The sequence below is a fragment of the Billgrantia sp. Q4P2 genome, from assembly GCF_052806135.1.
The window spans coordinates 137,314-157,870 of sequence record NZ_JBRBAI010000007.1 but is presented as its reverse complement, the minus strand read 5'-3'; the positions used below and the strand labels follow the sequence as shown (position 1 = coordinate 157,870).

Annotated in this window: 17 protein-coding genes; 9 read left to right on the top strand and 8 right to left on the bottom strand. The window is 67.7% G+C overall.

What is annotated here, in order from left to right:
* Positions 1 to 174 precede the first annotated feature (174 nt).
* From edd to ACUY1T_RS13960, 5 genes are read left to right on the top strand one after another with little or no spacing between them, the layout of a single operon-like run.
* Complete coding sequence (gene edd / locus ACUY1T_RS13980) at positions 175 to 2,061, top strand: phosphogluconate dehydratase (protein ID WP_446023777.1); 1,887 nt, start codon at positions 175 to 177, stop codon at positions 2,059 to 2,061.
* Positions 2,058 to 3,026 carry a glucokinase gene (gene glk, locus ACUY1T_RS13975; RefSeq protein WP_446023775.1) on the top strand — a complete coding sequence of 323 codons (969 nt, stop codon included), beginning with the start codon at positions 2,058 to 2,060 and terminating at the stop codon, positions 3,024 to 3,026. The genes edd and glk overlap by 4 nt, the downstream gene beginning before the upstream one ends.
* Before the next feature lie 26 nt (positions 3,027 to 3,052).
* Positions 3,053 to 4,021, top strand: a complete 969-nt coding sequence (locus ACUY1T_RS13970; protein WP_446023773.1) for an aldose epimerase family protein — start codon at positions 3,053 to 3,055, stop codon at positions 4,019 to 4,021.
* On the top strand, positions 4,018 to 4,893 hold the full coding sequence (locus ACUY1T_RS13965) for an aldo/keto reductase (RefSeq protein WP_446023771.1): 876 nt from the start codon (positions 4,018 to 4,020) through the stop codon (positions 4,891 to 4,893). Before ACUY1T_RS13970 ends, ACUY1T_RS13965 begins: the two co-directional genes overlap by 4 nt.
* A 38-nt stretch (positions 4,894 to 4,931) precedes the next feature.
* On the top strand, positions 4,932 to 5,894 hold the full coding sequence (locus ACUY1T_RS13960) for a carbohydrate kinase family protein (RefSeq protein ID WP_446023769.1): 963 nt from the start codon (positions 4,932 to 4,934) through the stop codon (positions 5,892 to 5,894).
* Here the strand turns inward: ACUY1T_RS13960 and cra are convergent.
* Positions 5,891 to 6,895 (bottom strand): catabolite repressor/activator, encoded by a 1,005-nt coding sequence (cra, locus tag ACUY1T_RS13955; RefSeq protein WP_446023768.1) that lies wholly within the window; start codon positions 6,893 to 6,895, stop codon positions 5,891 to 5,893. The genes ACUY1T_RS13960 and cra overlap by 4 nt on opposite strands.
* 215 nt (positions 6,896 to 7,110) lie before the next feature.
* Here cra and ptsP point away from each other — a divergent pair, with 215 nt between their 5' ends.
* From ptsP to ACUY1T_RS13940, 3 genes are read left to right on the top strand one after another with little or no spacing between them, the layout of a single operon-like run.
* Positions 7,111 to 9,993, top strand: coding sequence for a phosphoenolpyruvate--protein phosphotransferase (gene ptsP / locus ACUY1T_RS13950; RefSeq protein ID WP_446023973.1), 2,883 nt, complete (start codon positions 7,111 to 7,113; stop codon positions 9,991 to 9,993).
* Positions 9,993 to 10,967, top strand: a complete 975-nt coding sequence (gene pfkB / locus ACUY1T_RS13945) for a 1-phosphofructokinase (protein ID WP_446023766.1) — start codon at positions 9,993 to 9,995, stop codon at positions 10,965 to 10,967. The genes ptsP and pfkB overlap by 1 nt, the downstream gene beginning before the upstream one ends.
* Positions 10,964 to 12,709 (top strand): PTS fructose-like transporter subunit IIB, encoded by a 1,746-nt coding sequence (locus ACUY1T_RS13940; protein WP_446023764.1) that lies wholly within the window; start codon positions 10,964 to 10,966, stop codon positions 12,707 to 12,709. The genes pfkB and ACUY1T_RS13940 overlap by 4 nt, the downstream gene beginning before the upstream one ends.
* A gap of 221 nt (positions 12,710 to 12,930) precedes the next feature.
* On the opposite strand, the gene ACUY1T_RS13935 is transcribed toward ACUY1T_RS13940, so the two are convergent.
* From ACUY1T_RS13935 to zwf, 3 genes are read right to left on the bottom strand one after another with little or no spacing between them, the layout of a single operon-like run.
* Positions 12,931 to 13,593, bottom strand: coding sequence for a bifunctional 4-hydroxy-2-oxoglutarate aldolase/2-dehydro-3-deoxy-phosphogluconate aldolase (locus ACUY1T_RS13935; protein WP_446023762.1), 663 nt, complete (start codon positions 13,591 to 13,593; stop codon positions 12,931 to 12,933).
* 16 nt (positions 13,594 to 13,609) lie between these two features.
* Complete coding sequence (gene pgl / locus ACUY1T_RS13930) at positions 13,610 to 14,287, bottom strand: 6-phosphogluconolactonase (protein ID WP_446023760.1); 678 nt, start codon at positions 14,285 to 14,287, stop codon at positions 13,610 to 13,612.
* A gap of 2 nt (positions 14,288 to 14,289) precedes the next feature.
* Positions 14,290 to 15,798, bottom strand: a complete 1,509-nt coding sequence (gene zwf, locus ACUY1T_RS13925) for a glucose-6-phosphate dehydrogenase (protein WP_446023758.1) — start codon at positions 15,796 to 15,798, stop codon at positions 14,290 to 14,292.
* A gap of 195 nt (positions 15,799 to 15,993) precedes the next feature.
* On the opposite strand from zwf, the gene ACUY1T_RS13920 reads away from it, so the two are divergent.
* Entirely contained in the window at positions 15,994 to 16,848 is an 855-nt protein-coding gene (locus ACUY1T_RS13920) for a MurR/RpiR family transcriptional regulator (RefSeq protein WP_446023756.1), read from the top strand.
* Positions 16,849 to 16,905: 57 nt separating this feature from the next.
* Here ACUY1T_RS13920 and ACUY1T_RS13915 read toward each other — a convergent pair whose 3' ends face one another.
* From ACUY1T_RS13915 to ACUY1T_RS13900, 4 genes are read right to left on the bottom strand one after another with little or no spacing between them, the layout of a single operon-like run.
* Positions 16,906 to 17,529, bottom strand: a complete 624-nt coding sequence (locus tag ACUY1T_RS13915; protein WP_446023754.1) for a 2-dehydro-3-deoxy-6-phosphogalactonate aldolase — start codon at positions 17,527 to 17,529, stop codon at positions 16,906 to 16,908.
* A 20-nt stretch (positions 17,530 to 17,549) separates the two neighbouring features.
* Positions 17,550 to 18,509 carry a 2-dehydro-3-deoxygalactonokinase gene (locus ACUY1T_RS13910; RefSeq protein ID WP_446023752.1) on the bottom strand — a complete coding sequence of 320 codons (960 nt, stop codon included), beginning with the start codon at positions 18,507 to 18,509 and terminating at the stop codon, positions 17,550 to 17,552.
* A gap of 11 nt (positions 18,510 to 18,520) precedes the next feature.
* A complete protein-coding gene (gene dgoD / locus ACUY1T_RS13905; RefSeq protein ID WP_446023750.1) occupies positions 18,521 to 19,669 on the bottom strand; it encodes a galactonate dehydratase in 1,149 nt (382 codons plus the stop codon).
* Entirely contained in the window at positions 19,666 to 20,466 is an 801-nt protein-coding gene (locus ACUY1T_RS13900) for a FadR/GntR family transcriptional regulator (protein WP_446023748.1), read from the bottom strand. The genes dgoD and ACUY1T_RS13900 overlap by 4 nt, the downstream gene beginning before the upstream one ends.
* Between the last annotated feature and the right edge of the window lie 91 nt (positions 20,467 to 20,557).

Genomic DNA, 20,557 nt, shown 5'->3' with positions numbered 1-20,557 from the left:
AAGCGCCGGCTGACAACTGGCCGACGGCCGCCTACATTGTGCCCAGACCCACCAACTCTTTTCCATCGCCGTAATAAAACTACATACTTTCGGCCAGGCGCCTTCAAATTTGCCATGCGATGGGAGACAATTGTGTAAATTTACATTCATCACCCAACGACGCGAGGTGCTTCCATGGCTCGCCCCACCGCACTAAATCCCACCGTCGAGCAGGTGACCGGCCGCATTCGCGACCGTTCGCGCGAGCGCCGCAAGCTCTACGAGGCGCACATGGCCGCACAGCACAAGCAGGGCGTGCATCGCGGCGAACTCTCCTGCGGCAATCTGGCCCACGGCTTTGCCGGCTGCGATCATGCCGGCGACAAGGACCGCCTCAAGCTGACCAACAGCGCCAACCTGGCTATCGTCTCGTCATATAACGACATGCTCTCGGCCCATCAGCCCTTCGAGAGCTACCCTGAGATCATCAAGCAGGCCGTCCGCGGCATGGGCAGCACCGCCCAGTTCGCCGGCGGTGTGCCGGCCATGTGCGACGGTGTCACCCAGGGCATGCCCGGCATGGAGCTGTCGCTGTTCTCGCGCGACGTGATCGCCATGGCCACTGCCGTGGCGCTGTCCCACAACATGTTCGATGCGGCCCTGTACCTCGGCATCTGCGACAAGATCGTGCCGGGGCTGTTCATCGGCGCGGCGCGCTTCGGCCACTTGCCGGCGATGTTCGTGCCTGGCGGCCCCATGCCCAGCGGCTTGCCCAACGACGAGAAGGCCCGCGTGCGCCAGCTCTATGCCGAGGGCAAAGTGGGGCGCGAAGAGCTGCTCGAGGCCGAGTCGCGCTCCTACCACAGCCCGGGCACCTGCACCTTCTACGGCACCGCCAACTCCAATCAGTTGATGATGGAGATGATGGGACTGCACCTGCCCGGCGCTTCGTTCGTCAATCCGGGCACGCCGCTGCGCGAGGCGCTCACCCGCTACGCCGCCGAACAGGCGGTACGCAATACCGAGCAGAGCGGCAACTATCGTCCCTTCTACAAGCAGATCGACGAGCGCGCGATCGTCAATGCCATGATCGGTCTGCTCGCCTCTGGCGGCTCGACCAATCACACCCTGCACCTGGTGGCGATGGCCGCCGCTGCCGGGGTTACCATCGACTGGGACGATTTCACCGCGCTCTCCGCGGTGGTGCCGAGCATGACGCGGATCTACCCCAACGGTAGCGCCGATGTGAATCACTTCCAGGCTGCCGGCGGCATGAGCCTGCTGATCCGTGAACTGCTCGGCGCCGGGCTGCTGCACGGCGACATCCCCACCGTGTTCGGCACCGACCTCACCGCCTATACCCAGGAGCCGTTCCTGGAAGACGACAAGCTGGTATGGCGCGAGGGGCCGACGGAGAGCCTCGACCGCGACGTGCTGCGCCCGGTCGCCGACCCCTTCGCCTCCACGGGCGGGCTGGTGGTACTCGACGGCAACCTCGGCCGCGGCGTGATCAAGGTTTCGGCGGTCAAGCAGGCAAATCGGATCGTCGAGGCACCGGTACGCATCTTCGACGACCAGAACCAGGTCAAGGCCGCCTTCGAGTCCGGCGACCTCGACCGCGACGTGGTGGTGGTGGTGCGCTTCCAGGGCCCCAAGGCCAACGGCATGCCCGAACTGCACAAGCTCACTCCCTTCCTCGGCGTACTGCAGGACCGCGGCTACAAGGTGGCGCTGGTCACCGACGGACGCATGTCAGGTGCCTCGGGCAAGGTGCCGGCCGCCATTCACGTCACCCCTGAGGCAGTCGACCGCGGCCCGCTGGCGCGGCTGCGCGACGGCGACGTGGTGCGCCTCGACGCCGAGCGCGGCGAACTGAGCGTGCAGGTCGATGCCAGCGAGTTCGCCAGCCGCAGCATCATCGACCCCAACCTGGAGCGCTACCACTTCGGCATGGGCCGCGAACTGTTCGGCAGCTTCCGTCATCTGGCCGCAGGCGCCGAGCTGGGTGCCGGCGTGTTCGGCGGCTTCGAGGCCGAGGTCCTGTCGCGGGAACTGGAGAAGATCGAGCAGGAGGATCAATGACGCGACCGGCCCTGATCGGCGACATCGGTGGCACCAACGCCCGTTTCGCCCTGGTCACTCCCGGTGAATTCGCGCCCCACGACGTCCAGGCGCTGCCCTGTGCCGACTATCCCGGCCTGGTCGAAGCGGTACGCGACTACCTGTCCCGGGTCGGGGTGGCGGCCGATGCGGCGCCGCGGGAGGCGTGCCTGGCCTTCGCCTGCCCCATCGGCGACGACCGGGTGAAGATGACCAATAATCACTGGTCGTTCTCCCGCCGTGAAGCCCAGACGGCGCTCGGCCTCGAGCGACTCAAGGTGATCAACGACTTCACCGCCCAGGCCCTGGGCGTACCCCACCTTGCCCCCGACGAGCTGGTCGAGATCAAGCCGGGCGTTGCGCGCGAGCACGCCGCTTGCCTGGTGATCGGCCCCGGCACAGGCCTTGGGGTGGGCGGCATCTTTCCGGGCCGCAGGGCCTGGATTCCACTCTCCACCGAGGGCGGCCACGTCACCTTCGCCCCCACCGACGAGCGCGAAGAGAATCTGCTACGTCATTTCCGCAATCGCTATGGACGGGTTTCGGTGGAACGCATCCTGTGCGGCCAGGGGCTGCTCGACCTCTACTTGGCGCACTGCTCGCTGAAGGGCGCCAACCCCACCTGCCAGACCCCGGCCGAGGTCACCACCGCGGCCGCGGGCGGCGATGCCATCGCCCGTGATACCCTGCTGAGGTTTCTCAAGATCCTCGGCGACGTCTGCGGCGATGCCGCCCTGACCATGGGTGCACGCGGTGGGGTCTACCTGTGCGGCGGCATCCTGCCGCGGTTGCTGGACTGGCTGCCCCAGAGCCGCTTCGTGGAAGCCTTCACCGACAAGGGCCGCATGAGCGATTACACTCGCGCCATCCCGGTACGGGTGGTCACCGCCCCCTGGCCGGGACTGTTGGGCGCCGCCGAGGCCCTGCGCAACGAAGAAGTGGAATGAAGTGAAGCAAGGATTAAGGAGAGCGAATGATTCCGCAAAGCCTGCGAGCCCTGCTCGACGACACCGACGGCCAGCGTGAGTGCGAATGGGCCGGCCGCCGAGTATGGCTGGCGCGCGAACCCTGGGGGGAGCTTGCCGTATCGCTGCAGGGCGCCCAGGTGCTTCACTTTCTACCGGCGCCGCTCTCCAGCGCGCCCGAAACCGCGCGCCCGCACGACCACGGCAGAGCCGACGCTTCTGGCTCTCTCGCGCATGAAGAGGCGCTGATCCCCGGCGGCTGGCTATGGGTCACGCCGACGCCGCAGGCGCAGCCCGGCGCCATTCGCGGCGGCATCCCGTTGTGCTGGCCCTGGTTCGCCGACGAGCGCGGCGCCGACGAGAGCCCGGATCGTTCCGGCCCCATGCACGGCCCGGCGCGCAAGGCGCAGTGGCAGTTGGAAGCGGTCGACGAAGACGAGGGCGGCGTCGAACTGCACCTCTCGCCCACCGAGCGCCTGCACAGCCAGTTGATTCCCCGCGCGGTGATCCAGGCCAACGCCCGGCGCCTCCACGTGGAGCTGATCACCGAACACGTCGGCGAGACGCCGACCAAGCTCAGCGGCGCCCTGCACAGCTACCTGGCCGTGGCCGACAGCTTCGCTTGTCGCCTTACGGGACTGGCCGGCGCCCGCTACCTGGACAAGCTGGCCGGCTTCGCCGAGCGCGAGCAGCAAGGCGAGCTGGCCGTACGCGGCGGGCTCGACCGGATCTACCACAGCAATGCCGAGGTGGTGCTCGACGATGGCCAGCGTCGCCTGCGCATTGCGCGCCAGGGTAGCGATTCGGCGGTGGTGTGGCACCCGGGCGAGGCACTGCCCGACGACACCTCCGCCAAGGCCGCGCGTCGGTTTCTCTGCGTGGAGTCGGCCAACACCCGCCTCGACCCGGTGTGGCTGGTGCCTGGCGCCCAGCACCTGCTGGGTACCACGTTGACCTGCGAGGCAAGCACACAGTGAGCAATGCCGCGCCGATCGAGACGCCCTTCTTGCTGGGCATGATGCGCCTTCACGACGTGGCCGAGCTGCACCCACCCGCATGCCTGGCCGACTGGATCGAGGCCCGCCTCGATGAGGGGCTTGACTGGTTCGATCATGCCGACATCTACGGCGACACCCAGGGCGAGGCCCTATTCGGTGCCGCCCTGCGTGCCCGCCCTGGGCTCGCGGCACGCGTCAAGATCGTGACCAAGGCCAGCATCGTCACGCCCGCGCGGGACGCCTCGCCCTTTCGCGTCAAGCACTACGACAGCTCGCCGGAATATCTTGCCCAGAGCATCGATGCCTCGCTGACCCGCCTCGGTGTCGAGCGCCTCGACCATTTCCTGCTGCATCGCCCCAGCCCGTTGATGGACGCCGAAGCCACCGGCCGGGCGCTGGATGACGCCATCGATGCCGGCAAGGTCGGCGCCGTTGGTGTTTCCAATTTCCTGCCCGCCCAATGGCGGCGCCTGCAGGCAGCGATGCACCACCGCCTGGCAGTGCACCAGCTGCAACTCTCGCTGGACCACACCCAATCGCTTTTCGACGGCACTCTCGATGCCCTGGTCGGCGACGGCCTGGTACCGCTCGCATGGTCGCCACTGGGCGGCGGGCGGGTCTTCCAGGGGCCCGCCGAACGGTTATTGATCGGGCTCGCCGAGGAGCGGGGCATGACCCCGGCCGGGCTGGCACTGGCCTGGCTGCGCGCGCTCCCAGGCCGGCCACGCCCGGTGATCGGCAGCCTGCGCAGCGAACGCATTGCCGCCCTGCAGGCCGATGCCCAGGCAGCGCTGGATCATCCCACCTGGTATGCCCTGCTCGAAGCAGCCCGCGGCCACGAAGTGGCCTGAACGGCTGCAGTACGACAACGACAATTGAGGAGCCCTCCATGACACCCGTCATCGCCTTCGGCGAAGCCCTGGTCGACATGCTCTCCAGCCGGCTGGGCGACCAGGCCGGCAGCGCGCCGGAAACCTTTACGCCCTACGCCGGCGGTGCCCCAGCCAACGTGGCGGTGGCCTGCGCGCGCCTAGGCGTACCGAGCCGCTTCCTCGGCATGCTCGGCGAGGATCACTTCGGCGACTTCCTCGCCACGGAACTGGCCGCCCACGGCGTCGACCTCTCTGGCGTGGCGCGCACCCGCAAGGCCCGCACGGCGCTGGCTTTCGTCTCACGCGATGCCGACGGCGAGCGCACCTTCGATTTTTACCGCCCACCCGCCGCCGACCTGCTCTATCGCCTCGAGCACCTGCCAGCCGGCATATTCGCCGAACCCGCCATCGTGCACTTCTGCAGCAACAGCCTGACCGAACCCGAGATCGCCGACACCACCCTGGCCATGGCCGAAATGGCCGGCCGCGCCGGTTGCCTGGTCAGTGTCGATGCCAACCTGCGCCACAATCTCTGGGCGAGCGGCAACGCCGACATCACCCTGGTCACCCAATTGATCGACCGCGCCGGCCTGGTCAAGCTGTCAACCGACGAACTCGACTACCTGCGCGCCGACCATCCGGCCGATGCCTGGCTGGCCGAGCGCCTCGCGGTTGGCGTAAAGCTTCTGGTGATCACGGATGGCCCCGGCGAGGTACGCGCCGTGGGTGTGGACAGGAAGCTGCGTCATACCCCGCCCTCGGTCGAAGCGGTGGATACCACCGCCGGCGGTGATGCCTTCATCGGCGGACTCCTCGCTGAGCTGGCCGAGCACGGTATCGAGGATAGCTGGCATCAGGACGACGCCTTCCTGCAGCGTGCGCTGGGCACCGCCGCCAACTGCGGCGCCCACGCCGTAACCCGCCCCGGCGCCTATGCTGCCCTGCCCGATCGGGAAGACCTGGCCAGGCTGAGGGGCTAGGCAGTTCCCGAAAGCCTGACCGGCAGCCGACGCCTCAGGGTCCGCGGCACCACGTGTTGTCCCACCCGATAGTCGCCCTGCGAAGCCGCCAGGGCGCAGGCCAGCGCCGTCGAGGCGATGCGGTCGTGATCCTGTACCGCCGAGTTGACCGGCAGCGGCAGGAAATCCAGCAGCCGGCTGTCGCCGAAGGTCGCCATGCGTAACGCCTGCGGCAGGCCGCCATCTTCTAGCAGTACGTCGAAGACGCCATCGAGCAAGGTATACGAGGCGGTGACCAAGGCGTCCGGCAGGCCGTGTCGGTCGAGGATTTCCCGCATCACCTGGGCGCCATCGGCGCGGTCATAGCGCTCGGCGCCATAGACCAGTGGCTCAGCCGCATACCCCTTCACGGCTTGCAGGAAGCCAGCCCGCCGCTCGCGGCTGATGGAGAGCGCCGGCACCGCATCCAGCCAGGCGATGCGCCTCACCGAATCGTCGAGAACCGAACGGGTCAACTGCTCGGCAGCCTCGCGATCGTTGCTCACCACGCTGGCAAAACGCTGCGGGTCGAAGCCACGGTCCACCGCTACCACCGGCAAGCCGTCCTGCAGCAATTCGTCGTAGAAAGGATCGTCCATCGGCAGGCAGCTGGCAGTAATCAGTACCTCGCAGCGCTGGGCTCGCAGCGACAGCGCCAAGTCGCGTTCGGTATCCGGCTGGTCGTCGGAGCCCACGATCAGCAAATGGTAGCCCTGCTCCCGGGCACCGCGTTCCAGTCGCTTGGCCAGGCGCGCATAGCTGACGTTCTCCAGGTCGGGCACGATCAGCCCCAGCGTACGACTCGAGCCACGCCGCAGCCCTGCGGCCTGGGCATCGACCCGGTAACGATGCTGGCGCACCACCGCCATCACCTTGTCGACGGTGTCCTGGCTGATGCGCCGTTCGGCGGCCTTGCCGTTGATGACGTAGCTGGCGGTGGTACGCGAGACCCCGGCCAGCCGGGCGATTTCAGCGAGTGTCATGGTATTCCTCAGTGTGCAGGAGCCGATTCTACGTCACACATGACCCGTTCCGCCCCCTGCCAAAGTCTAAGAAATAGCAGCTTGCGAAACTGTATGAATCGATCCAGCATGGTAAACATGAAAGGTGACACGATTCAGCAAGTATCATTCATCAGCCATGTCATGGCGAATTCAAGGCTGCATGTCGCCTAGCTAGGTAATCAGGAGATTCCATGATGCTCACGCTACGTCCAGAGGACATCCGCCTCGACTGCCAAGCCGCCGACTGGCGCACGGCCCTGGAGCAAGCTGCCGAATCGCTGTACCAGGCGGGGCTGACCGCCCCGGCCTATCGCGATGGCTTGTTCCAGCGCGAGGCGCAATCCTCCACCTACCTAGGCAACGCCATCGCCATCCCCCATGGCACGCCTGAGAGCCGCGAACACGTGCGCACGACCGGCGTGCGCGTGCTGCAGTTCCCGGCCGGGGTCGAGTGGCACGACGGCCAGCGCGTCCACGTGCTGGTCGGCATCGCCGCCCAGAGCGACGAGCACCTCGGTATCCTGCGCCAGCTTACCCACGTGCTCGACGACGACAGCGTCGGCCAACGTCTGGCCGAAGCCCGCTCGGCCGTGGAAGTCGCCGCCCTGCTGTCGAAGGCAGTGGTAGAGGCACGCCTGGACGCCGAGACCCTGTGCCTCGGTTTTCCCGCCCGCGACGCCCGCGAGCTGGCCCTGGCCGGCGCCGCCCGGCTGCGCCAGCTCGGCTGCGTGGGCAGCGAGTTCGTCGCCGCAGTAGCCGAGCGCGAGCTGATCCGTCTCGGCCAGGGGCTGTGGCTGGCCGCGAGCGAGCAGGGCGTTGAGGCACCCGCGCTGGCCCTGGCGACACCCGATGCGCAGCTGAAAAACGAAGACGAAGAGGTAAAAGGCGTCTTCTGCCTGGCCGCCCAGGGCGATGCCCATCGCGGCCTGCTGGAGAGAATCCTGGCGCTGCTCGACAGCGGTGCCGCTGCCGAGCTGCCCGGCGCCGACGCCACCACCGTGCTGGCGCGGCTGGCCGGCGAATCCGCCGCGGCCCATACCCGGCTCGCCCGGGTGCTCAATGCTCACGGCCTGCACGCCCGCCCGGCGAAGCATCTGGTACAGGTAGCCCGCCAGCAAGGCATCCCCGTCCATGTGCGACTGGCCGAAGGCGGCGGTGCCGCGGTACCCGCCACCAGCCTGACCAAGATCATCAACCTCGGTGCCCGGCGCGGCCAGCAGCTGTCCTTCTCCGCCGAGGGCGGCAACGCCCAGGCGGCACTCGATGCCGTATGCCGGGCCGTAGCCGATGGCCTCGGCGAACAGGTCCTGCCGTTCGATGAGAGCCGCGAGCGCATCGTGCCGCAGGCCGACGCCACGCCTGCCGAACCGCTGCCCGACGATGCGCCCCACCTTGGGGTGGCTGCCTCGCCGGGGCTCGCCATCGCCCCGGTCTTCGTGCTGCAGACCCCACGCTTCGACTATCCCGAGCGTGCCGCCGATCCGGCCGAACAGCAACGGCGTCTGCAGAGTGCCATTGCCGAGGGCGTAGCCCAGCTCGAGGCGCTGGAACGCGAAGCCCGAGGCGGCGAAGTGGCCCAGATCCTCTCCATGCACGAGGAGATGCTGCGCGACCCCGAGCTGTTCGAGGCGGCCCGCGAGGGCATCCATGAAGGGCGCTCTGCCGAGGCCGCCTGGTGGGAGGCCATCGAGACCGCTGCCCACGCCCAGGAGATGCTGGCCGACCGCCTGCTCGCCGAGCGTGCCGCCGACCTGCGTGACGTCGGCCGCCGCGTGCTCGGCATCCTGTGTCACGTGAGCCTGCCCGAGCCGCCGGAGACGCCCTATATCCTGGTGACCGACGACATCGGCCCCTCCGACGTGGCGCGTCTCGACACTCGCCGTGTACGCGGCCTGCTCACCGCCCGCGGTGGCGCCACCGCGCACAGCGCGATCCTGGCCCGGGCGCTAGGCATCCCCGCCGTGGTAGGCGCCGGCGAGCGGGTGCTGACCCTTGCCAACGGCTGTGAACTGATCCTCGACGGCGAGCGAGGCCGCGTAGTCCCGGCCCCTTCCGCCGAACGTCGTGCCGCCGCCGAGCAGCGCCTGGCCGAGCGCCAGCGGCGCGAGGCCGAGGCCTGGGAGACGCGCTTCGAGGAGGCCCGTTGCCGCGATGGCCATCGCGTCGAGGTGGCCGCCAACCTGGGCAACACGACGCACGCCGCCGACGCCGTGGAACGCGGTGCCGAGGGTATCGGCCTGCTGCGCACCGAATTCCTGTTCATGGCCCACGCCCAGGAGCCGGATCTCGACACCCAGATCGCCGAGTATCGCGAGGCCCTCGACGCCCTGGGCGGCCGCCCACTGGTCGCCCGCACCCTCGACGTGGGCGGCGACAAACCGCTGCCCTACTGGCCGGTACCGAAGGAGGACAACCCCTTCCTCGGCCTGCGCGGCATTCGCCTGACACTGACCCGCCCCGAGGTGCTCGAGACCCAGTTGCGCGCGCTGCTGATGGCCGCAGCGCCCGCCTCGGAGGGAACGCCAAGGCCGCTGCGCATCATGCTGCCGATGGTCAAGGACGTGGGTGAATTCCGTGCCGCTCGCGCCATTTTCGAGCGCCTGCTGGCAGAGATTCCCGAGACCGAGCGCGCCACTGACGTTCAGCTCGGCGTGATGATCGAGGTGCCCTCGGCGGCGCTGCTGGCTCCGACGCTGGCCGCCGAGGTCGACTTCTTCTCGGTGGGCACCAACGACCTGACCCAGTACACGCTGGCCATCGACCGCGATCACCCCGCGCTCTCGGCCCAGGCCGACGGCCTGCATCCGGCAGTGCTGCGCCTGATCGAGATGACCGTGGCGGCGGCCCATGCCCACGGCAAGTGGGTGGGAGTGTGCGGCGAGCTGGCCAGCGACGCCCTGGCCATACCGGTGCTGGTGGGGCTCGGCGTTGACGAACTTTCGGTCAGCGCGCGCCAGGTACCGCTGGTCAAAGCGCGGCTGCGCGAGTTCGACCTGGCCGAGGCCCGCGCCCAAGCCGAGCTGGCCCTGGCCCAGGCCACCAGTGAGGCGGCCCGCGACGCCCTGGAGGTGCGCTGATGGCCCGCGTGCTCACCCTGACGCTCAACCCGGCGCTGGATCTCTCCGTAAGCCTGGAGCGGCTGGTGCCGGGCAAGGTCAACCGTACCCGGGAGACCCACCTGACGGCCGCCGGCAAGGGCGTCAACGTGGCCCGGGTGCTGGCCGACCTCGGTCACGACGTCACCGTGTCGGGCTTTCTCGGTGCCGACAACGACGGCCCCTTCCTGCGCGCCTTCGAAGCCATGGCGGTGGAGGATGCCTTCCTGCGCGTACCTGGCGAGACCCGCATCAATGCCAAGCTCGCCGAGGCCGACGGCCGCGTCACCGATATCAACGGCCCCGGCGCGGCGATCGACACCACGGCCTGGCAGCGGCTGCTCGCCGGTCTAGATACGCGTATTGGCGATTCCCGGCGGCGCCCCGATGCCGTGGTGATCGCCGGCAGCCTGCCGCCGGGCGTATCGCCAGGCAATCTCGCCGAGCTGACCGCCCGGCTGCGCGACGCCGGGCTGCCGGTCTGGGTCGATACCAGCGGGGAAGCTCTCGACCAGGCCATCGACGCCCGCCCCACCGGGGTCAAGCCCAACGAGCAGGAACTCGCGGCCTGGGCCGGCGAAAGCCTCGAGACCGCCGAGGCACGACTGAAGGCAGCGCTGCGCCTCTATGCTGCCGGCATCGAGGAAGCCGTGGTTTCCGCCGGCCCCGCTGGCGTGCTGTGGGTCAGCCGCCGTGGCGCCTGGCAGGCCATGCCACCACGCCTGTCGGTGTCGAGCACCGTGGGTGCCGGCGACACCCTGCTCGCCGGCCTGCTGCATGGCGTGCTCTCGGGCCACCCTCCCGATCAGGCCCTGCGCCTGGCCACCGCACTCTCCGCCGAATCGGTTCGTCACCTGGGCGTGGGTAACGTCCACGCCGACGATTTCCCGCAACTCCAACAACAGACCCGCGTACGTCGCCTCAACGACGTCGACGCAGGGGGAGCCCTCGCATGAACGTGATCATCGTCACCGCCTGCCCCAGCGGCATGGCCACCACCTTCCTCGCCGCCCGCCGCCTCGAGCAGGCCGCCCGACGCCTCGGCTGGCAACCCAGCGTCGAGATGCACAGTCAGCTCGAGGCCGTCGAACCCGTCTCGGCCCAGGCCATTGCCGAAGCCGAGCTGATCGTGGTTGCCGCCGACCACGTCCCTGCTGCCGAGCGCTTCCGCGGCAAGCGCCTGTTCCAGGCCGCCATCGGCGAGGCATTACCCGACCCCGAAGCCTTTCTCGCCCGCGCCCAGCGTGAAGCCGGCGAATATGCGCCGCCCGCCACGAGCGCTGCTCCAAGCATCGCACCCGCAGCCAGCGGCAGCCGCATCGTTGCCGTGACCGCCTGCCCTACCGGGGTGGCACACACCTTCATGGCTGCCGAGGCGCTCAGCGAGGCCGGCAAGAGCCTGGGCCACGCCATTCGCGTCGAGACCCAGGGTTCGGTAGGCGCCCAGAACAAGCTGACCGACGAGGAGATTGCCGCGGCCGACGTGGTGATACTCGCCTGTGACATCGAAGTCGATCCGACCCGCTTCGCCGGCAAGCGTATCTACCGTACCTCTACCGGGAATGCGCTCAAGAAGCCGCGCCCCACCATCGAGGCGGCGCTGGCCGAAGCCGAGATCGAGGATGCCGCCGGCGCCTCGCGCGGAGCCGACTCGAAGAAGAGCATCAAGGAAAAGGGCGTCTATAAGCACCTGCTCACCGGTGTCTCCTTCATGCTGCCCATGGTGGTGGCCGGCGGCCTCTTGATCGCGCTCTCCTTCGTCTTCGGCATCGAGGCGTTCCAGGAAGAAGGCACGCTGGCCGCAGCGCTGATGCAGATCGGCGGCGGCACCGCTTTCGCCCTGATGATCCCGGTGCTCGCCGGCTACATCGCCTACTCCATTGCCGACCGCCCCGGCATCGCCCCGGGCATGATCGGCGGTATGCTGGCGGCCGACATCGGCGCCGGCTTCATCGGCGGCATCATCGCCGGCTTCCTGGCCGGCTACGTGGCGCTGGCCGTGACCCGCCACGTCCGGCTGCCGTCGAGCGTGGAGTCGCTCAAGCCGATCCTGATCATTCCGCTGATCGCGAGCCTGGTCACCGGGTTGACCATGATCTACCTGATCGGCGAGCCGGTGGCGGCCATTCTCGCCGGCCTGACCAGCTTCCTCGCCGGCATGAGCTCGGCCAACGCCGTACTGTTGGGCATTCTGCTCGGTGCCATGATGTGCTTCGACCTGGGCGGACCGGTCAACAAGGCCGCTTACACCTTCGGCGTCGGCCTGCTGGCCTCCCAGACCTACGCGCCGATGGCGGCGATCATGGCCGCCGGCATGGTGCCGGCCATCGGCATGGGTATCGCCAGCTTCGCCGCGCGCCACAAGTTCTCCGAACCGGAACGCGAAGCGGGCAAGGCATCCTTCGTGCTGGGACTGTGCTTCATCAGCGAGGGCGCCATTCCCTTCGCCGCCAAGGACCCGCTGCGGGTGATCCCGGCCTGCATGCTGGGCGGCGCAACCACCGGCGCCCTCTCGATGCTGGTCGGCGCTCAGTTGATGGCACCCCACGGCGGCATCTTCGTGCTGTTGATTCCCAATGCCATCAACCCCGCGTTGCTCTACCTCGGCACCATCATCATCGGCTCGCTGATCACCGGCCTGGGCTACGCCGCGATCAAGCGTGGTGCGGCACCCGTGGCCGTCGCCGCCAACGCCTGATACCACCACGACAAGAACCGAAGCGCTGGTTCATGCTGCACCTGTAGCGGCATGCACCGGCGCTTTCTCGTTCAGCGCCCCCTCGGCAAGCCAGACTTTCCAGCTTCGTTCACGGTGCCCTGGCCGACAGATAAAAAAGCCCGGCCAACAGGCCGGGCACAATGACAGCAACGGGCTGTCGAGAGAGCAGAGCACAACGAGATTCGTTACACAGCCAATGCTCAGTGATGGAAGCGCTGGGCAGCCTCCTTGGCGAGCTGGCGAATGCCGGTCCAGTCCTCGGCGTCTACCAGGGATTTCGGCGTCAGCCAGGAGCCGCCCACACACATCACGTTCTTCAGTGCCAGGTAGTCCTCGGCGTTGTCGAGGGTAATGCCACCGGTAGGGCAAAAACGCGCTTCGGGAATCGGTCCGGCGAAGGCCTTGAGCGCCTTGACGCCGCCGCTGGCTTCGGCGGGGAAGAACTTGAAGCGACGGTAGCCGTACTGCCAGCCGGTCATCAGCTCGGACACGGTAGCCACGCCGGGCAGCATCGGCACCGGGCTGCTCACGCCGTAGCGATAGAGCGCCTCGGTGGTACCAGGGGTGACCACGAAGTCGGCGCCCACCTGCTCGCTCTGGCGATACTGAGCCGGCGTGAGCACCGTTCCCACCCCGATGCTGGCCTGGGGCAGAGCCTGCTTGAGGCGCTTCACCGCTTCCAGTGCGCAGTCGGTACGCAGGGTCACTTCCAGCACGGTGAGTCCGCCTTCGACGAGGGCGCGGCCCAGCGGCACGGCGTCCTCGATGCGCTCGATGGCCAGCACCGGAATGACCTCGGCCTTGAGGCAGATGCTGTCGAGCTCGGTGGTGCGTGTAGACGGCAGCTGTTTGTCGATGGTCATGAGCAAGACTCCAAGTTCAGGGGGCCCAGTAGACGGCCAACGGGCAGGAAAGGAAGGCGCGGATCGGCAGTTCACGCGAATCGTCACCGGACATGGCCCGGGCCAGCACGCTGCGCTTGTCGTCGCCGGTGATGTGCAGCACGTGACGCCGCGCCTGGTGCAGCCGGTCGGCACTCAGGGTGATACGTGGCTGGGGCTGGCTGGGCGTGCGCGCAGCCAGCACCGGGGCATCGGTGGTGAGCCCCAGCTCCAGCTCGCGGCTATCGGGAAACAGCGAGGCGGTGTGACCGTCTCCGCCCATGCCCAGCACCACCAGGCTGGCGGGCCAACTCAGCGCCTCGATACGCTGGGTGACCGCCTCGACACCCTGCTCCGGTGTCTCGTCATCGGTGGTCAGGGGTACGAAGCTGGCCGCTGCTGCGTTGCCCTGCAGCAGATGACGACGTACCAGGCGGGCATTGCTCGCCTCGTCCGACTCGTTCACCCAGCGCTCGTCGGCCAGGGTCACGTCGACCCGTTCCCAGGGCAGCTCCTGCCGAGAGAGGGCCTGGAAGTAGGGCACCGGCGTCGAGCCTCCGGAAAGTACCAGCAGAACCCGCTCCTGCTGCGCCAGGTCCTGGCGCAGCGCTTCGCTGGTGGCTTCGGCGAGCTGCTCGGCAAGCTGCTCGCGCGGCCTGGCATTCGCTTGCGTCATATTCAGTAGTCCTCGTACCAGCTGCGCCCATCCTGGGTGATCATGGCGATGGAGGCTACCGGCCCCCAGGAGCCGGCCGGATAGCGCCGCGGTGGCTCACCCATTTCCTTCCAGGCGGCGATCAGGCTATCGCACCAGTGCCAGGCATGCTCCACCTCGTCGCGGCGCACGAACAGGTACTGCTGCCCTTTCATCACCTCGAGCAGCAATCGCTCGTAGGCATCGGGTATCCGCGTCTGGGGGAAGGCGCTGCCGAAATCCAGGTGCAGCGGGCCGCGGCGCAGACGCATGCCCCGGTCCAGGCCGCTATCCTTGGTCAGTACCTCCAGCGCGATACCCTCGTCGGGCTGCAGGCGGATGATCAGCTTGTTGGCCGCCAGGTTGCGCTGGTCGGGGTCGAAGATGTAGTGCGGCTGCTGGCGAAAATGGATGACGATCTGCGACAGCTTCTCCGGCATCCGCTTGCCCGTGCGCAGGTAGAATGGCACCCCGGCCCAGCGCCAGTTCGACACGCCGGTCTTTATGGCGACGAAGGTCTCGGTGTCGCTGTCGCGGTTGGCATCCTCCTCCTCCAGATAGCCCGGCACCCCCTTGCCCTTGATGGTGCCGGCGATGTACTGGCCGCGCACCACGTCTCGGTTGAGCTTGATTTCGCTGAACGGCTGCAGCGCCTTGAGCACCTTGACCTTTTCGTCTCGAATGGCGTCGGCGTCCAGGTTGGCCGGCGGATCCATGGCGATTAGGCAGACCAACTGCAGCAAATGGTTCTGCACCATGTCGCGCAGCTGGCCGGCACGATCGAAGTACCCCCAACGCCCTTCGATGCCGACCTGCTCGGCCACGGTGATCTCTACGTGGGAAATATGGTTCTGGTTCCACTGGGTGCCGAACAAGGGGTTGGCGAAGCGCAGCGCGATCAGGTTCTGGACGGTTTCCTTGCCCAGATAGTGATCGATGCGGTAGACCCGGGACTCCGGGAACACTTCACCGATGGCATCGTTGATCTCGCAGGAGGATTCGAAGTCATAGCCGATCGGTTTCTCGACCACCACGCGGGAGAGTTCGTCCAGGCATTCGCCGGCCTGCAGATTACGGCAGATATCACCGTACAGGCTCGCCGGTACGGCCAGGTAGACCACCAGGGGGCAGACCACGGTGCCATGGCGCACGGCCTCACGCCACTCGGCAATGCCGCGATAGCCCTCAGGGGTGGCGAAATCGAGCTGCAGGTAATCGAGGCGCGCGATGAAACGCTTGACGGCTTCGCGGTCGAGTTCCGCGGGCTTGACGTAGGTCTGCAGGGTGTCGGCAACCTGCCGGCGGAAGGCGTCGGGCTTCAGCTCCTGGCGGGCCAGCCCGAGGATGCGCGTGTCGTCATGCAGCAGACCCTCGCGGTCGAGGTGATAGAGCGCCGGATAGAGCTTGCGCAGCGACAGGTCGCCCAGGGCACCAAACAGCGCGAGATCGATGACCGGCCGACTCTCTTCCTCTGGCCGCTTGGTTGCTTTCATATCCGCCCCCATCTGGTTAATTTACACAAAAAATACGTAAAAACGCCCTTCCGATCAACAAATATTTTGTAATATTACACTCAAAATCGTCTATACCTATAGGTCAATTCGCCCCGGCCGGCACTCCGCGATAGGATAGCTGGCGATCATGTTGTTAAATCACTACATCATCATTCCCGGAGAGTCTCAACCATCATGGCCCACGACCTGCTGCAACGAATCCGTCAACGCCTCGAGGAGCTCAATCGCTCCGAGCGCAAGGTAGCAGACGTCATTCTGGCCGACCCGGCCCGGGCCACCGGCCTGAGCATTGCCAGTCTGGCCCAGGCGGCCTCGGTCAGCGAACCCACGGTCAACCGCTTCTGCCGCAGCTTCAACGCCAAGGGCTATCCCGACTTCAAGATCAAGCTGGCCCAGAGCCTGGCCGGCGGCACGCCCTATGTCAGCCAGTCGGTGGAGCCCGGCGATGCAGCGGAGGCTTACACACGCAAGATCTTCGGCGCCACCATCGCCGCCCTGGACGAGGCCAGCCGCACGCTCGACCCGGCCCGCATCGAGCGCATGGTGGACTACCTGATCCAGGCCAAGCAGATTCACTTCTTCGGCCTGGGCGCCTCCGGTGCCGTGGCCCAGGACGCCCAGCACAAGTTCTTTCGCTTCAACCTGCCGGTCACCTCCTACGTCGACGTGCTGATGCAGCGCATGGTCGCCTCGGCCTGCCACACCGGCGATGTGGTGGTGATCATTTCCTGGACCGGCCGCACCCGTGAACTGGTCGACATCGCCCAACTGGCGCGCGAGAGCGGTGCCGTGGTGCTGGGCATCACCGCCCCTGGATCGCCGTTGGCTGCGGAGTGCACCGAGACGCTCGAGGTGCCCACGCCTGAGGACACCGACGTCTACATGCCGATGACTTCGCGCATGATCCAGCTCACCCTGATCGACGTGCTGGCCACCGGCGTCACCCTGCGCCGCGGCGAGGACTTCCTGCCCCACCTGAAGAAGATCAAGGATAGCCTGCGCGACACCCGCTACCCGCCCCGCGGCTGAATCCAGCCGCGTCGCAGCAGAAAAAATGCAAGGAAAAGATCAATGCCGAGTTCGGGTTCACGCCTCGCTGTCAGCAGCCCGCCAGGCTGCCACCAGCGCCCGCGCTTGCTTGCCCACCTGCTCGGGCGACTGTCCGGGGCGATAGAGGGCACTCCCCAGGCCGGCACCGCTGATACCGCCAGCGCGCCAGGCGGCGAACTCGTCCGCGCCGATACCTCCCACGGCATAGAGCCGGGTGTCGCCAGGTAGCACGGCCCGCAGCGCCTTCATCCCCTCCACGCCCACCTGAACGGCGGGAAACAGCTTGAGGCCGGTGGCACCGGCATCCAGCGCATCGAAGGCCTCCGACGGTGTCAGCACGCCTGGCCAGCTCTGCATGCCGAGTTGGCGCGAGGCTTCGATCACCGCGGGGCGGCAGTTGGGCGAAACCACCAGGCGCCCCCCGGCAGCATGCACCTCACGCACCTGGCCCAGGCTGAGCACGGTACCGGCACCTACCAGGGCACGATCGCCCAGGGCGTCGACCAGGCGACGGATACTCTCCAGCGGCTCGGGCGAGTTGAGTGGGACTTCGAGGGTCTCGATGCCAGCGGCGAGTACCGCCTCGCCTACCGCGACCGCCTCTTCCGGGGTGATACCACGCAGGATACCGATTAACGGCAGAGTCTTGGACAGAGTCATGGGCAACCTCCTTGCAGACGTCATGAGCCGGCCTGTGCCAGCCCCAGGCCGGCCAGCACTGCCGCTTCGCCGTCGAGGCGGCGGCTATCGTGGCCAAGCGCCTCGAGGGCAAGGCCATAGCGGGTGTTCAGCGCCTCGCTGCCAATCAGGGTGACCGACGCGTCGGACAGGTCGTGACGCATGCCGGCGAGCTCCAGGCCGATGGCAAGACCCGAGAGGCGAGCCCCCAGACGGGCGTGCCGCGCCTGACCGCGCGGAAGCGAATCGTCGAGCAAATCGGCGGCACGCAGCGCGAACAGCCACTGGCTGAAGCGCCCGGGCTCGGTGGCTGCCTCGCGCACTGCGGCAACGAACGCCTCGCGGCAGCCAGGCTCGGCGAGTTCGGCATCGTCCACGGAGTACTTGAGCACCGACTGGCTGGCCAGCAGAGCGTAGAGTTCGCCGGTAAGCGCCGTGGCGAAGCGCACGACCGAACCCTCATCCAGCCAGGCCCACTTGGCATGGGTACCGGGCAAGCAGACCAGGCCCGAGAAGCCGGGTTCGAGGGCTACCAGGCCGGCCAGTTGGGTCTCTTCGCCGCGCATCACGTCGAAACCGCGCCCTGCCTCGTTGGCGTGCTGGCACAGCCCGGGCAGCAGACGCACGGCCAGCCGCGGGTCGCGCACCGTTGGCACGACGGCGCCGCGGGCGAGGTCGTTCAGGGGTGCCGGCACCGGCAGGTAGGCCGCCTCGCGCCAGCCCTGGCGGGCACCGGCCATGCCGCAGACCCACACCGGCACGCGACCGGAAGCGGGCAGCCAGTCACCGATCGCCTCGAGCAGGGCGGGCTCGTAGTCCTCGGGCGCCAGGGCCAGCATGCCCTTGTCGCTGCCTGCCCGTACCAGCACCCCGCCCTGCGCGTCCATGGCCCAGGCACGCAGATGGCTCGAGCCCCAGTCCACGGCGACCCACGCCAGCCGCTTGCGCACCTCGTCGTTCATGGCCACCCCCTTCACCATTCGGCGATGGAGCCGTCCTCATGGCTCCATACCGGGTTGCGCCAGCGATGCCCCACCTTGGCCCGCGCCTCGACGAACGCCTCGTCGATCTCCACGCCGAGACCCGGCCCCTGGGGAATGGCACAGAAGCCGTCCTCGATGGCCAGCGCCGACTTGTCGACCAGGTAGTCGAGCACGTCGTTGTCCTGGTTGTAGTGGATGCCCATGCTCTGCTCCTGGATGAAGGCGTTGTGGCTCACCGCATCCAGCTGCAGCGACGCCGCCAGGGTTAACGGGCCAAGCGGGCAGTGCGGCGCCAGGGCCACGTCATGGGCCGAAGCCAGCATGGCGATCTTCAGCCCCTCGCTGATGCCGCCGCAGTGGGAGAGGTCAGGCTGGATGATGTCGATCATGCCGTCGGCGAGCAGGTCGCGAAATTCGAAGCGCGTGTGCAGCCGTTCGCCGGTGGCCAGCGGATAGCCGAGCCCGCCGGCAATGTGCTTGAGCGCCGGCAGGTGCTCGGGGGCCACCGGCTCCTCGACGAACATCGGATGATAAGGCTCCAGCTCGCGCAGCAGCGCCTTGGCCATGGGCCGGTGCACCCGACCGTGGAAGTCGATGGCGATGCCCACCTCGGGGCCCACCGCCTCGCGGGCCTCGGCCACGCGTGCCACGGCCTCGTCGATCTTGCGGTGCGAATCGACGATCTGCATCTCGGCGGTGCCGTTCATCTTGAAGGCGGTGAAGCCGCGTTCGACCAGCTCCCTGGCTCCCGCCCCCACGTCGCTTGGCCGGTCGCCGCCGGTCCAGGCGTACATGCGCATGCGCTCGCGCACGGCGCCGCCCAGCAGTTGATGCACCGGCACGCCCAGGTCGCGCCCCTTGAGGTCCCACAGCGCCTGGTCGATGCCGGCGATAGCGCTCATCAGGATGGGGCCGCCGCGATAGAAGCCGGCGCGGTAGAGCGTGTTCCACAGGTGTTCGATGCGATGCGGGTCCTGGCCGACCAGGTAATCGGCGAGTTCGTGGACCGCGGCCTCCACGGTGGCAGCGCGGCCTTCGATGACCGGTTCGCCCCAGCCATAGCAGCCGCTGTCGGTCTCGATCTTGAGGAACAGCCAGCGCGGCGGCACCTGCCAGGTCTTGAGTCGAGTGATCTTCATTCTGAGCGCTCCTTGGCATGAACGTTGTATTCGGCTATCGGCGCCAGGATGGATCGAGCCGGAGCGTCGGCGACGATGCCCAGGTCGACGGCGGTACGCCGCAGCACATCGGTGGCGGCAGCTTCGGCAGCGTCAGCGTCGCGGCAGCGGATCGCCTCGAGCAGACGACCATGGCGCGCCAGGCTGTCCTCCAGACCATCTCGCTGTGGCTGCAGATGGGCCTGAGAACGCTGGATCAAGGCAACGATCGAGGGCCGCAGCAGGTGCCCCATCTGGCGCCACACCAGGTTGTGGCTGGCACGATAGATGGCGTCATGGAAGGCCACGTCGTATTCCGCGTGCTGGGCACTGGCTTCCGGCCTGCCGGCGGTACGCCGCATGCCCTGGAAGGCCGCCTCGAGGCGTTCGAGATCCTCCGCCTCGGCCGCTCGTGCTGCCAGCCGGGCGACGGAAGGTTCCGCCGAATGGCGAAAGGCGAAGATCTCGCGCAGCAGCTGGGGATCGGGCGCTTCGATCTCGGCCATCCACGTGCTGACCAGCGGATCGAGCAGATGCCATTCGCCAATCTCGCAGACCACGCTGCCGCGCCCCGCGGTGCGCTCGATCAGGCCGAGGGCAACCAGGGTCGCCAGGGCATTGCGCACCTGGTTGCGGCTGACCTCGAAATGCGCGCAGAGGTCGCGTTCGCGGGGAAACGTCTCGCCAGGGTGCCAGTGACCCGCCAACAGCGCCTGGCCCAGCAGTCTGGCCAGGCCATCGGCACCGCCGTGATGACGTGGCAGCGAAACCAGTGTCATTGCAGCCCTCCCGAGAAAGATCCTGATGATGACGTGGTGCAGCGACTATAGAACAATGCCGCCATAAATGTCAGACATTTGCCGTCACAAA

What these genes read in the sequence shown, in the direction of transcription:
- edd (WP_446023777.1), top strand. Translation starts at nt 175, where the DNA reads ATGGCTCGCCCCACCGCACTAAATCCCACCGTCGAGCAGGTGACCGGC.
- glk (WP_446023775.1), top strand. Translation starts at nt 2,058, where the DNA reads ATGACGCGACCGGCCCTGATCGGCGACATCGGTGGCACCAACGCCCGT.
- ACUY1T_RS13970 (WP_446023773.1), top strand. Translation starts at nt 3,053, where the DNA reads ATGATTCCGCAAAGCCTGCGAGCCCTGCTCGACGACACCGACGGCCAG.
- ACUY1T_RS13960 (WP_446023769.1), top strand. Translation starts at nt 4,932, where the DNA reads ATGACACCCGTCATCGCCTTCGGCGAAGCCCTGGTCGACATGCTCTCC.
- cra (WP_446023768.1), bottom strand. Translation starts at nt 6,895, where the DNA reads ATGACACTCGCTGAAATCGCCCGGCTGGCCGGGGTCTCGCGTACCACC.
- ptsP (WP_446023973.1), top strand. Translation starts at nt 7,111, where the DNA reads ATGCTCACGCTACGTCCAGAGGACATCCGCCTCGACTGCCAAGCCGCC.
- pfkB (WP_446023766.1), top strand. Translation starts at nt 9,993, where the DNA reads ATGGCCCGCGTGCTCACCCTGACGCTCAACCCGGCGCTGGATCTCTCC.
- ACUY1T_RS13940 (WP_446023764.1), top strand. Translation starts at nt 10,964, where the DNA reads ATGAACGTGATCATCGTCACCGCCTGCCCCAGCGGCATGGCCACCACC.
- ACUY1T_RS13935 (WP_446023762.1), bottom strand. Translation starts at nt 13,593, where the DNA reads ATGACCATCGACAAACAGCTGCCGTCTACACGCACCACCGAGCTCGAC.
- pgl (WP_446023760.1), bottom strand. Translation starts at nt 14,287, where the DNA reads ATGACGCAAGCGAATGCCAGGCCGCGCGAGCAGCTTGCCGAGCAGCTC.
- zwf (WP_446023758.1), bottom strand. Translation starts at nt 15,798, where the DNA reads ATGAAAGCAACCAAGCGGCCAGAGGAAGAGAGTCGGCCGGTCATCGAT.
- ACUY1T_RS13920 (WP_446023756.1), top strand. Translation starts at nt 15,994, where the DNA reads ATGGCCCACGACCTGCTGCAACGAATCCGTCAACGCCTCGAGGAGCTC.
- ACUY1T_RS13915 (WP_446023754.1), bottom strand. Translation starts at nt 17,529, where the DNA reads ATGACTCTGTCCAAGACTCTGCCGTTAATCGGTATCCTGCGTGGTATC.
- ACUY1T_RS13910 (WP_446023752.1), bottom strand. Translation starts at nt 18,509, where the DNA reads ATGAACGACGAGGTGCGCAAGCGGCTGGCGTGGGTCGCCGTGGACTGG.
- dgoD (WP_446023750.1), bottom strand. Translation starts at nt 19,669, where the DNA reads ATGAAGATCACTCGACTCAAGACCTGGCAGGTGCCGCCGCGCTGGCTG.
- ACUY1T_RS13900 (WP_446023748.1), bottom strand. Translation starts at nt 20,466, where the DNA reads ATGACACTGGTTTCGCTGCCACGTCATCACGGCGGTGCCGATGGCCTG.